Raw genomic sequence first — 13049 nt, forward strand, 5'->3', positions numbered from 1 at the left:
ACGACGCAGCACAGGAAGGAACGACAGGTGTCAGAGCCGGAGCAGGACAAGGTCGTCGAGTACCTGCGGCGGGTCACCGCGGACCTCAAGAGGTCCCGGCAGCGGGTGCGCGAACTGGAGGACCGGGAGCACGAGCCGATCGCGATCATCGGCATGGCCTGCCGCTACCCGGGCGGGGTCCGGTCGCCGGAGGACCTCTGGCGGCTGGTCGCCGAGGGCGGCGACGCGATGTCGGAGTTCCCGACGGACCGCGGCTGGCCGGCCGACCTCCACCACCCGGACCCGGACCACCCCGGCACCACCTACGCGCGGGCCGGCGGGTTCCTCCACCGGGCCGGGGAGTTCGACGCGGGCTTCTTCGGGATCTCGCCGCGCGAGGCGCTGGCCATGGACCCGCAGCAGCGCCAGCTCCTGGAGACGGCGTGGACGGTCGCGGAGAGCGCGGGCATCGACCCGCTCGCGCTGTCCGGTAGCGACACCGGCGTCTTCGTCGGCGCGATGTACCAGAACTACGCGCTGCGCAAGGGCGAGGTGCCCGAGGAGGTGGAGGGCTACCTGATCAGCGGCAGCGCGGACAGCGTGGTCTCCGGCCGGGTCTCCTACGCGCTCGGCCTGGTCGGCCCCGCCGTCACGGTGGACACCGCCTGCTCCTCCTCGCTGGTGGCCCTGCACCTGGCCGCCCAGGCGCTGCGCAACGGCGAGTGCTCGCTCGCGATGGCCGGCGGGGTCACCGTGATGTCCACACCGACCCTGTTCCTGGAGTTCTCCCGGCAGCGGGGGCTGTCCGCGGACGGGCGGTGCAAGTCCTTCGCGGCCGCCGCGGACGGCACCGGCTGGTCCGAGGGGGTCGGCCTGGTGCTGCTGGAACGGCTCTCCGACGCGCAGCGCAACGGTCACCGGGTGCTGGCGGTGGTGCGCGGCAGCGCGGTCAACCAGGACGGCGCTTCGAACGGCCTGACCGCCCCCAACGGGCCGTCCCAGCGCCGGGTGATCCGCCGCGCGCTGGCCAACGCGCGGCTGACCCCGCTGGACGTGGACGCGGTGGAGGCGCACGGCACCGGCACCAGGCTCGGCGACCCGATCGAGGCCGAGGCCCTGCTCGCCACCTACGGCCGGGACCGCCCGGCCGACCGGCCGCTGCGCCTCGGCTCGGTGAAGTCCAACCTCGGGCACACCCAGGCCGCCGCCGGCGTCGCCGGTGTGATCAAGATGGTGCTGGCGCTGCGGCACGGCCTGCTGCCGAAGACGCTGCACGTGGACGCGCCCTCCCCGGACGTGGACTGGGACTCCGGCGGGGTCGAGCTGCTGACCGAGCCGATGGCCTGGCCGGAGACCGGACGGCCGCGCCGGGCGGCGGTCTCCGCGTTCGGGATCAGCGGCACCAACGCCCACGTGGTGCTGGAGCAGGCGCCCGTCGAGGCGGCGCCCGTCGAGGCCCCGGAGCAGGCGCCCGTCGAGGCGGCCCCGGAGCCGTCCGGGCGGGCCCGCGGCGCGACCGCCGGCGGCGTGGTGCCGTGGGTGGTCTCCGCCCGGGGCGCGGAGGCGCTGCGCACCCAGGCCGGTCGGCTGGCCGAGTTCCTCGCCGCCGGGCCCGGGCCCGACCCGGTCGACGTCGCGTGGTCGCTGGCGACCACCCGCGCGGCGCTGGAGGACCGCGCCGTGGTGCTGGGCGGCGACCCGGAGCAGTTGCTGGCCGGGCTGCGGGCGGTCGCGGCGGGCGCCGAGCACCCGGCGGTGGTCCGCGCCGCCGGTCCGGCCGGGGCCGGGCGCGGGGTGGCCTTCCTGTTCACCGGGCAGGGTTCGCAACGGGCGGGCATGGGAGCCGGGTTGGCCGAGGCGTACCCGGTCTTCGCGACCGCGCTCGACGAGGTCTGCGCCGAACTCGACCCGCTGCTCGGGGTTTCGCTGCGCGAGGCGATCACCACCGGGACCGCCGCCGACGGCCGCTCGCTGGACCGGACCGACCTGACCCAGCCGGCGCTGTTCGCCGTCCAGGTCGCGCTGGTCAGGCTGGCGGAGTCCTGGGGCATCCGGCCGGCGGCCGTGGCCGGCCACTCGATCGGCGAGCTGACGGCCGCGTACGTCGCGGGCGTGTGGTCGCTGCCGGACGCCTGCGCCGTGGTGGCCGCCCGCGGCCGGCTGATGCAGGCGCTGCCGTCCGGCGGCGCGATGCTCGCCGTGCAGGCGGACCGGGAGCGAGTGGCGGCCTGGGTGGCCGAGCAGGCGCCCGGCGTCGACGGCGAGTTGGCGATCGCCGCCGTCAACGGCCCGTCCTCCGTGGTGGTTTCGGGTCGGGCGCGGGCGGTCGAGGCGGTCGGCCGGGCGGCGCGCGAGGCCGGCTGCCGGACCAAGGCGCTCACCGTCAGCCACGCCTTCCACTCACCGCTGATGCGGCCGATGCTCGACGCCTTCGCCGAGGTGCTGGCCACCGTCGCGACCCGGCCGCCGGTGCTGCCCGGGGTCGCCGCGGTGACCGGGCAGTGGAGCGACGGCGACTCGTGGGGCTCCCCCGCCTACTGGGCCGAACAGGTCTGCGCGCCGGTGCGGTTCGCGGACGTGGCCGCCACCCTGCTCGCCGACGGCTTCGACACCTGCCTGGAGGCCGGTCCCGACGGTGTGCTCTCGGCGCTGGTCACCGAGACCGCGGAGCACCTCGGGGCCGCGCAGCGCACCGACTCCCAGGAGGCTGCCGACGGCTCCCCGGACGGCTCCGCGGACGCCTGGCGCCCGCGTGCCCCGCTGGCCGTCCCGCTGCTGCGCCGCGGCCGCCCGGAGCGCGCCGCCGCGCTGGCCGCGGCCGCCGCACTGTTCGCCGCCGGGGCGCCGGTCGACTGGGCCGGGCTCCTCCGGGCCGGCTCCGACGACCGGCCCGGGCCGGTCGAGCTGCCGACCTACGCCTTCCGCACCGACCGGTACTGGCTCCCCGCGGAGACCGAGGAGACCGAGGAGGCCGAGGGAGCCGTCGGGACGGGCGGTGCTGGTCCGGCCGACACCGAGTTCTGGCGCCTGGTCGAGCAGGGGGACCTCGACGGACTCACCGACGCCCTGCAGGTGACCGGGGACGTTCCGCTGAGCCGCGCGCTGCCGGCGCTCTCCACCTGGCACCGCTCCCGCCGCGCGGACGAGCAGGCGGCGCAGTGGCTCTACCGCGCGCGCTGGCAGCGCCTGCCCGCCGCCCCGGCCGTCGTCCCCGGGCGCTGGCTGGTCGTCGTCCCGGACGCCCCCGGGGAGCGGGCCTGGTCGACGGCGGTGGTCGAGGCGCTGCGCGGGCACGTCGAGCCGGTCGTGGTCCCGCTGGGCGAGCGGGCGACGCTGGCCGACCGGCTGCGCGCCGTCCTCGCCGAAGGGCCGCGACCGGCCGGACTGCTCTGCCTGGCGGGTGTCGACGAGCGGCCGGAACCGGGCCACCCGGAGGTCACCCGCGGTCTCGCCGACACCCTCGCCGTCCTCCAGTCCGCACCGGGCCTCGGACTCCCGGTGTGGCCGGCGACCAGGGAGGCGGTGGCGGCGACCCCGCAGGACGGCCTGGCCGGCTTCGCCCAGGCCCCGGTGTGGGGCCTGGGCCAGGTGGCCCGGCTGGAGCAACCGCAGTGCTGGGGCGGGCTGGTGGACCTGCCGGCCGAGCCGGACGGGACCACCGGTGCCCTGCTGGCCGCCGTGCTCTCCGGTACGGCCCGGCCGGGCGGCGAGGACCAGGCGGCGATCCGCCGCGCGGCCGTCCACGTCCGCCGGCTGGTCCGCCACCGGCCCGCCGCCCCGTCGTCGCCATGGCGCCCGTCCGGCACCGTCCTGGTGACCGGCGGTACGGGCGCGCTCGGCGCCGAGGTCGCCCGCTGGCTCGCCCGGGAGGGCGCCGGGCACCTGGTGCTCACCAGCCGCCGGGGACCGGACGCGCCGGGGGCCGCGGACCTCGCCGCCGAACTGACCGCGCTGGGCGCCGAGGTGACCGTCGCGGCCTGCGACGCGGCGGACGGCGAGGCGCTCGCCGCGCTGCTGGACACCCTGCCCGCCCCGCTCACCGCCGTCGTGCACGCCGCCGGCGTCCTGGACGACGGGGTGCTCGCCGCGCTCACCCCCGCCCGGCTCGCCGAGGTGGCCAGGGCCAAGGCCGTCGCCGCGCTCAACCTGCACCGGCTCACCCTCGGTGCCGAGCTGTCGGCCTTCGTGCTGTTCTCCTCCGTCGCCGGCACGCTGGGCAGCGCGGGGCAGGGCAACTACGCGGCGGCCAACGCCTTCCTCGACGCTCTGGCCGAGCGCCGGATGCGGGACGGCCTGCCCGCCACCTCGATCGCCTGGGGTCCCTGGGCCGGGGCCGGGATGGCGGCGGGGGAGGGGGTCCGGGAGAAGCTGGCCCGGTTCGCGGTCGAGCCGATGGCGGCCCGGCCCGCTCTCGCCGCGCTGCGGACGGCCGTGGGCAGTGGCGCGGCCACCGTCGCCGTCGCCGACGTCCGGTGGGCGCGGCTGGTCGCCGGAGGCACCCCGCCGCCGCTGCTCGCCGAGCTGCCGGAGGCCCGACCGGCCCCCGGCGCCCCGGCCCCCGCGCGGACCCGGCTCGCCGATCTGCCGCCCGCCCGACTCGACCGCGCACTGCGCGAGTTGGTGGCGGAGAAGGCGGCGCAGGCGCTGGGCCACCAGGACAGCTCGGCGCTCGCGGCCGACAGGTCGTTCCGCGAACTCGGGCTCGACTCGCTGACCGCCGTCGAACTGCGCAACGCGCTGGCCGGCGCCCTCGGGGTGGCCCTGCCGCCCACCCTCGCCTTCGACCACCCCACCCCGCAGGCCCTCGCCGCGCACCTGCGCACCCTGCTGCGGCCGGCCCCGGCACCCGCCGCCGACCGTGACCTCCCGGCCGGTGCGCGTCCGACCGCCGAGGACCCGATCGCCATCGTCTCGATGGACTGCCGCTTCCCCGGTGGTGTCACCGGCCCGGACGAGTTCTGGGAGCTGCTGGCGGCCGGGCGCGACACCGTCACCGGGTTCCCCACCGACCGCGGCTGGGACCTGGCCGCCCTCTACCACCCCGACCCGGACCACCCCGGCACCAGCTACACCCGCCACGGCGCCTTCCTCGACGCCCCCGACCGCTTCGACGCCGCCTTCTTCGGCATCGGCGCGCGCGAGGCGGCGGCCATGGACCCGCAGCAGCGGCTGCTGCTGGAGATCTCCTGGCGGGCCGTGGAACGCGCGGGCCTGGACCCGCTCTCGCTGCGGGAGAGCCGCACCGGGGTCTTCATCGGCACCAACGGGCAGGACTACCTGTCCTTCCTCGACGGGATCCCGGACGGGCTGGCCGGCTACCTCGGCACCGGCAACGCGGCCAGCGTGCTCTCCGGCCGGATCGCCTACACCCTCGGCCTGCACGGCCCGGCGCTCAGCGTGGACACCGCCTGCTCCTCCGGGCTGGTGGCCCTGCACCTCGCCGCCAACTCGCTGCGCACGGGCGAGTGTTCGCTGGCCCTGGTCGGCGCGGCGACGGTGATGTCCAGCCCGGGCGTCTTCGTGGACTTCAGTCGCCAGCGCGGCCTCGCCGAGGACGGTCGCTGCAAGGCGTTCGCGGCCGCCGCGGACGGCACCGGATGGGGCGAGGGGGCCGGCGTGCTGCTGCTCGAACGGCTCTCCGACGCCCGCCGCAACGGCCACCCGGTGCTCGCCGTGCTGCGCGGCACCGCGGTCAACCAGGACGGCGCCTCGAACGGCCTGACCGCGCCCAACGGGCCGGCCCAGCAGCGGGTGATCGGAGCGGCGCTGGCGGCGGCGGGCCTGGCGCCCGACGAGGTCGACGCGGTCGAGGCGCACGGCACCGGCACCACGCTCGGCGACCCGATCGAGGCCCAGGCGCTGCTCGCCACCTACGGGCAGGGCCGTCCCGCCGACCGCCCGCTCCACCTCGGCTCGGTGAAGTCGAACATCGGCCACACCCAGGCCGCCGCCGGACTCGCCGGGCTGATCAAGATGGTGCTGGCGCTGCGCCACGGCCTGCTGCCGAGGACTCTGCACGTGGACGCGCCCTCCCCGCACGTGGACTGGTCCACCGGCGCGGTGTCCCTGCTGACCGAGCCGGTCGCCTGGCCGGAGACCGGACGGCCGCGCCGGGCGGCGGTCTCCGCGTTCGGGATCAGCGGCACCAACGCCCACGTCATCCTCGAACACGCGCCCGAGCCGGCGCCCGCCGAGGCCCCGGCCCGACCGTCGCCGTCGCACCCGTCGTCGCCGTCGTCGCCGGTGCCGATCCCGCTCTCCGCCCGGAGCACGGCGGCGCTGCGCGCCCAGGCCCGGCTGCTGCGCGGCCACCTCGACGCCCACCCCGGGCAGAGCCTCGCCGACCTCGGCCACTCGCTGGCCACCGGCCGTGCCGCGCTCACCCACCGGGCGGTGCTGCTCGCGGAGGACCGGGCGGGCCTGGCCACCGGCCTCGCCGCCCTCGAAGTCGGCCGACCGGCCGCCGGCCTGCTGGACGGCCGGGTGGCCCCGACCGCTCCGGTGGCCTTCCTCTTCACCGGCCAGGGCAGCCAACGCCCCGGCATGGGAAGGGAGTTGTACGAGTCGTTCGAGGTCTTCCGGGCGTCCTTCGACGAGACCTGCGCGGCACTCGAAGCACGGCTCGGCCACCCGCTGCGGGAGGTGGTCCTCGCCCCGGCCGGCTCCGCCGAGGCCGGCCCGCTCGACCGGACCGGCTACGCCCAGGCGGCGCTGTTCGCGCTGGAGGTCTCCCTCCACCGGCTGGTCGGCGCCCTGGGCCTGCGGCCGGACCTGGTGGCCGGCCACTCGGTCGGCGAACTGGCGGCCGCGCACGCCGCGGGCGTCTTCGACCTGGACGACGCCGCCGCGCTGGTCGCCGCCCGCGCCCGGCTGATGCAGCAACTGCCGCCCGGCGGCGCGATGGTGGCCGTCGAGGCGGGCGAGCAGGAGATCGCGGAGCTGGTCGCGGACCGCGCCGGGCAGGTGTCCGTCGCCGCGGTCAACGGACCCACCGCCACCGTGCTCTCGGGCGACGAGGACGCCGTCCTGGAACTCGCCGCCCGGCTGGCGGAACGGGGCCGGCGCACCAAGCGGCTGCGGGTCAGCCACGCGTTCCACTCCCCGCGCATGGACGACATGCTGGCGGCGTTCCGGGCCGAGGCCGAGCGGATCTCCTACCGTGCGCCCGACCTCCCCCTCGTCTCCAACCTGACCGGCGACCTGGCCGACCCGGCCGAACTGGCCACCGCCGACTACTGGGTGCGGCACGTCCGCCACGCGGTCCGCTTCGCCGACGGCGTCCGCAGCCTGGAACGGCAGGGCGCGCGCACCTTCGTCGAGCTCGGCCCGGACGGCGTGCTGAGCGCGCTGGCCCGGGACTGCCTCGTCGACCCCGGCGCGGCGCGGACCGTCCCGCTGCTGCGCGCCGACCGTCCGGACCGCGCCGCGCTGACCGCCGCGCTCGCCCAGCTGTACGTGCACGGGCTGCCGGTGGAACTGGACGGCCTGTGCGAGGGCGGCCGCCGGGTCGACCTGCCCGTCTACCCGTTCCAGGGCCGGGTCCACCGGCTGACCGCGACCCGCTCGCTGACCCGCTCCCCGGCGGCGCCCGCCACGGCCGGCGCCGCGCCGACGGCGGACCCGCTGGTCGAGGAGAAGCCGGACGAGGCCGAGACCGGGGCCGAAGCGCTGCGCCGGCGGCTGCGCGAGACTCCGGTGGCCGCCCGGACCGATCTGCTGGCCGACCTGGTCACCGGCCAACTCGCCGCTGTGCTGGGAGAGGTGGAGGAGATGGCCCGATCCGGCGAAGCCTTCAGTGAACGCGGACTCACCTCCCTCGGCATGGCCGAGCTGCGCAACCGGCTGCACGAGACGACCGGGGTCCGGCTCGCCCCGTCCGCGATCGTCGACCACCCGACCCCCGTCGCGCTGGCCGGCTACCTCGCCGCCCGCATCGTCGAGTCGCTGCCCGTCGACGAACTGCCCGTCGCACAGGTCCCGCCGGCCGACCGGCCGGAGACCGCCCCACCCGCGGCCGGCCCCGCCGGCTCCCCGCTGGTCACGCTCTTCCGGCAGGCGAGCCTGGCCGGCCGGGCCGGTGAGGGGCTGCGGCTGCTCGCCGCCGCCGCCCGCCTGCGGGACCAGCCGGACGGCCCGCCCGCCGCCCCGCGCCGCGACCGCTTCGCCACCGGCCCCGCCGACCCGCCGCTGGTCTGCTTCCCCTCGCTGGTCGCACCCGCGCACGCCTACCAGTACGCCCGGTTCGCCGCCCCCTTCCGGGGCCTGCGCGAGCTGACCGTGCTCTCACCGTCCGGCTACGCCCCCGGCGAGACCCTGCCCGACACGCTCGCGGAGCTCGTCGGGCAGCAGGTGGCGGCCGTACGCGCCGAACACGGCGACCGGCCGGTCGCGCTGCTCGGCTACTCCTCGGGGGGCTGGCTGGCGCAGGCCGTGGCCGAGGCGCTCGCCGAGGACGGCGGCGCGCCGTCCGCCGTCGTCCTGCTCGACACCCACCTGCCCGGCAGCGCGGGGCTCACCGCCCTGGAGTCGGCGATCTTCGGCGCCCTGGCCGACCGCGCCGACGTGGTCGAGCTGACCACCGACACCGGGCTGAGCGCCATGGGCCGCCACTTCGAGCTGTTCCGCGACTGGCGGCCGGCCCCGGTGGCGAGCCCGACCCTGCTGGTCCGGGCGACCAGCCCCCTCGCCGGAACCCCGGAGGACCGACCGGCCCCCCTGGCGTCCTGGCCCCACCGGCACCGAACCGTCGACGTGCCGGGCGACCACCTGACCATCATCGGCGACTCCGCAGCCTCGACCGGCCGTGCCGTCGAGACCTGGCTGTCCGGAGCGGAACGGGAGCGAGCGACACGATGACCAGCGGACCCACCCCTGCCGACTCACCGGCCGCCACCGCGCCGGAGACGGTCTTCGGGCCGACCTTCCTGCAGAACCCCTATCCCGCCTACGACGTCCTGCGCACCGAGGCGCCGGTCGGCCGCCACGTGGTGAAGACGCTCGCCTCCGAGGTCAACGCCTGGGTGGTGACCCGGCACGAGGACGTCCGGGCGCTGCTGGCCGACCCGTCGCTCTCCAAGGACGCGCTCGGCCTGCCGCGGATCGTCGAGCGCCACGCCCTGCACCCCGACGGCTCGGCCGGCAGCAACCCGCGCAGCATGCTGTTCAGCGACCCGCCCGACCACACCCGGCTGCGCCGCATCGTCTCCAAGGCGTTCACCATGCGCCGCGTCGAGCGGATGCGGCCGTGGATCGAACAGCTCGCCGACGACCTGGTCGACGAGATCGTGCCCGGCGCCGAGTTCGACCTGATGGAGCAGATCGCGCTGGCGTTCCCGATCTACGTGATCGGCGCCCTGCTCGGCGTCCCGGCGGCCGACTTCGCGGACCTGCGGCGCTGGAACGGCGTGCTCACCAGCGTCGAGGCCGGCGCCGCCGAGAAGCGGGAGGCGATCGGGCTGTCCTACGCCCACCTGGAGTCGGTGGTGGCCGCCAAGCGCCGCGCCCCCGCCGACGACCTGGTGAGCGCGCTCATCGAGGCCGAGGAGGACGGTGACCGGCTGGACGGCGGCGAACTGATCTCCAGCCTCTTCCTGCTGATGAACGCCGGCTACGAGACGACCGCCAACCTGATCGGCAGCGGGGTGCTCGCCCTGATCCAGCACCCCGACCAGCAGCGCCGACTGCGCGAGGACCCGGCCCTGCTCTCCGGCGCGGTCGAGGAACTCCTGCGCTACGAGAGCCCGTTGAACCTCGCCACCATCCGGTACACCACCCGGCCGGTCCAGGTCGGCGAGGTGGTCATCCCGGCGGACGAGATCGTCTTCGTCTCGCTCTGCGCCGCCAACCGGGACCCGGCCGTCTTCGACCGGCCGCACGCGCTGGACGTCGGCCGGAAGAAGAACCAGCACCTCTCCTTCGGTCACGGCATCCACCACTGCATCGGGGCGCCGCTGGCCCGCCTCGAAGGGGAGGTCCTGTTCGGCCGGCTGCTCGGCCGCTTCCGGCACTGGGAGCTGGCCGTCCCGGCCGAGCACCTGGTGTGGCGGCACAGCCTCCAGTTCCGCGGACTGGCGAGCCTGCCGGTCCGGATGTCCTGAACCACATCGGCCCCGATGTGGCAACTCCGTACGATCCCAAGGGAGATGAATCACTCATGACCGACAGCACGGGAACCGCCGCAGCGGTGGGCGAGGGCGTGGTCGCGGCCTTCTTCGACGCCTGCGCCCGGGACGCCTTCGACGAGGCGGTCGCCTGCTTCGCCGAGGACGGCGTCTGGATCATGGCCGAGGGGCCCGAGCCCGGCACCACCTACCGGCGGGACCGGATCCGGGACTTCCTGGTCGACCTGGTCAAGAAGCGCGAGGAACTCGCCGACCAGGGGATCGGCCTGGTCTTCGAGCCCGCCGTGGTGGTCGGCGACCGCCAGATCATCGAGTTCACGCTGCGCAACGGCGCCGGCGAGGTGATCGACCGTGGCGTGGACCTCTTCACGCTGAAGGACGGCCTGATCCTCGTCAAGGACGTCTTCCGCAAGGCCTGACCCCGACACCCGCGGCCCCGAGACCCGCGCCCCCGACATCCGCGCCCCCGACATCCGCGTACAGACAAGGAGTTCGTCCGTGTTCGAGAACCTCAGTGAGCACCTGACCACCTTCGCCAACGACATCGACTTCGAGGAGCCGAAGCCCGGCCAGAGCGGCACCTACCAGTCGGAGCTGCGCGACCCGTCCGGCGCCGCGATCGGCACCGTCGAGGGCTCCTACCGGATCGTCACCCGGCGGGAGAGCGACGGCGTCCTGCTCGCCTGCATCAACGAGAAGATCGTGCTCACCGACGGCGTCGTGCACGTCGAAGCCTGGGCGCGCTTCGAGAACCTGATCTCGGGGGAGTGGCTCTACTGCCCGGCCGTCGGGGTGAGCGGACGCTACGCCGGCCGCACCGGGTTCCGGCAGTGGCGCCCGGTGGAGCTGGGCAAGACCGCCGAGGCCAAGCTGGTCTTCTTCACCACCCAGCTCTCCTGACCCGGGCCCATGAGCGGGATCCTTCCGGAGACGACCGGCGCCGCGCGGTTCGCGGGCCGGGTCGTGCTGATCACCGGCGGGGGCGGCGGAATCGGTTCCGCCGCCGCCCGGCGGTTCACCGCCCGGGGCGCCCGGGTCGTACTGGCCGACATCGACCGGGCCCGCGGCGACGCCGTCGCCCGGGAGACCGGTGCGCTGTTCGTGCCGACGGACGCGTCCGAGCTGGCCGACAACGAGAAGCTGGTGCGCGCCGCCGTCGAGCGGTTCGGCGGCCTGGACGTGGTCTGGCTCAACGCCGGTGTGCTGGCCGGTAGTTCGATCGGCGACGGGTTCGACCGCGACGCCTACCGGCGGCTGCTCGCGAGCAACGTCGACTCGGTGGTGTACGGGGTGCAGGCGGCTCTGCCGGCGCTGCGCGAGCGCGGCGGCGGCTCGATCGTGGTCACCGCCAGCACCACCGGGCTCCGCCCGTCGCCCGAAGTGTTCTACTCGGCCTCCAAACACGCGGTGGTCGGCCTGGTCCGTTCGCTGGGGCCCGTACTGGCCGGGGACGGGATCACCGTCAACGTCCTGTGCCCGGGCGCGGTCGACACCCCGCTGGTCGCCGAACGCCTCGCCGCCTGGCGGGCCGCCGGCGTCGCGGTGGCCACCCCGGACCAGGTGGTCGACGCGATGGAGGAGGTCGTCCGGGACGGGCGGACCGGCCAGGCCTGGGTGGTCGGTCCCGACACCGGCGTCACCCCGTTCGCGTTCGCCGACCTGGTCGTGGCCGGCGAGCACCGGTTGCGCTTCGCCGGCGGGAGGGTCAGCAGCGTCCCCGACGACGACTGACCGGACCCGCCCGCGCCCGCGTCACCGGAAACAGGACCGGTGACGCGGGCCCCTGTCACCGTCCCGTCCGACCTCCGAGGAGTACCGCATGCTCTCCGTCAAGGCCGCCGTCGCCCGCAGCAAGGGCGGCCCGTTCTCCGTCGAGGACGTGCTGCTGGGGCAGCCCAGAGCGGACGAGGTACTGGTCCGGCTGGTCGCCACCGGCCTGTGCCACACCGACCTGCTGGCCCGGGACCAGATCCTCCCGCCGGGGCTGCCCGCCGTGCTCGGCCACGAGGGCAGCGGCGTGGTCCAGGCCGTGGGTGAGGCGGTGACCACGCTCGCCCCGGGCGACCCGGTGGTGCTGGCCCCGATGAGCTGCGGCTCGTGCCGCCCCTGCCTCACCGGCCACCCCATGCACTGCGTCTCCTTCCTGCCGCTCAACCTGCGCGGCCGGCGGGCGGACGGTTCGACCGCCTACCGGGACGCGGCGGGCGCCGGGATCAGCGGGCACTTCTTCGGCCAGTCCTCCTTCGCCGACCACGTCGTCGCCCACCAGCGCAGCGTGGTGAAGGTGCGCGCCGACGCCCCGCTCGAGCTGCTCGGCCCGCTGGGGTGCGGCCTGCAGACCGGCGCGGGCGCCGTGCTCGGGGTGTTCGCCGCACCGCCCGGCAGCAGCCTCGTGGTGTTCGGCGCCGGGCCGGTAGGACTGGCCGCCGTGATGGCCGCCCGGATCGCCGGCTGCACCCGGATCATCGCGGTCGACCTGCACCGCGGCCGACTCGACCTGGCACTCGAACTCGGCGCCACCGACGTCCTCGACGGCGGCCAGGACGCGGTGGCCGCCGCGGTGGTCGAACTCAGCGGCGGCGGCGTCGACTTCGCCCTCGACGCCGTCGGCCTCCCGCGGACCGCCCGGGCGGCCGTCGAGTCCCTCACGACCGGCGGCACGGCCGGCATCGTCGGCTCGGCCGGCACCGGCCAGGACCTGTCCGTCGGCCTGGTCCAGATGCTGGGCCGCACGGTGAAGGGCATCCTGCAGGGAGACAGCGTTCCCGCCCTGCTCATCCCCCGGTTGCTGGACTTCTTCATGGCGGGCCGGTTCCCGCTGGACAAGCTGATCCGCCCGTACCCCCTCGCCGACATCAACCAGGCGGTCGCCGACGCGACCGGCGGAACCACCGTCAAACCGCTCCTGCTGCACCATGCGGAAGGCTGACCGGGAGGACCGTTGGCCGG

At 76.1% G+C, this 13049-nt stretch carries 6 protein-coding genes; all 6 read left to right on the plus strand.

The features are described from left to right. Nucleotides 1-27 precede the first annotated feature (27 nt). The 6 genes from O1G21_RS32025 (at nucleotide 28) to O1G21_RS32050 (ending at nucleotide 13029) form a co-directional block, all read left to right on the plus strand. Nucleotides 28-8835, plus strand: a complete 8808-nt coding sequence (locus O1G21_RS32025; RefSeq protein WP_270148560.1) for a type I polyketide synthase — start codon at nucleotides 28-30, stop codon at nucleotides 8833-8835. Further along, on the plus strand, nucleotides 8832-10076 hold the full coding sequence (locus O1G21_RS32030) for a cytochrome P450 family protein (protein ID WP_270148562.1): 1245 nt from the start codon (nucleotides 8832-8834) through the stop codon (nucleotides 10074-10076). Before O1G21_RS32025 ends, O1G21_RS32030 begins: the two co-directional genes overlap by 4 nt. Nucleotides 10077-10132: 56 nt before the next feature. After that, a complete protein-coding gene (locus O1G21_RS32035; RefSeq protein WP_270148563.1) occupies nucleotides 10133-10519 on the plus strand; it encodes a nuclear transport factor 2 family protein in 387 nt (128 codons plus the stop codon). 79 nt (nucleotides 10520-10598) lie between these two features. Continuing rightward, a complete protein-coding gene (locus O1G21_RS32040) occupies nucleotides 10599-11000 on the plus strand; it encodes an allene oxide cyclase barrel-like domain-containing protein (RefSeq protein ID WP_270148565.1) in 402 nt (133 codons plus the stop codon). 9 nt (nucleotides 11001-11009) lie between these two features. Then, complete coding sequence (locus O1G21_RS32045) at nucleotides 11010-11831, plus strand: SDR family NAD(P)-dependent oxidoreductase (protein WP_270148567.1); 822 nt, start codon at nucleotides 11010-11012, stop codon at nucleotides 11829-11831. 88 nt (nucleotides 11832-11919) lie between these two features. Further along, a complete protein-coding gene (locus O1G21_RS32050) occupies nucleotides 11920-13029 on the plus strand; it encodes an NAD(P)-dependent alcohol dehydrogenase (RefSeq protein ID WP_270148568.1) in 1110 nt (369 codons plus the stop codon). Nucleotides 13030-13049: the final 20 nt, after the last annotated feature.

The organism is Kitasatospora cathayae (genome assembly GCF_027627435.1).
Classification (GTDB): Bacteria; Actinomycetota; Actinomycetes; order Streptomycetales; family Streptomycetaceae; genus Kitasatospora; species Kitasatospora cathayae.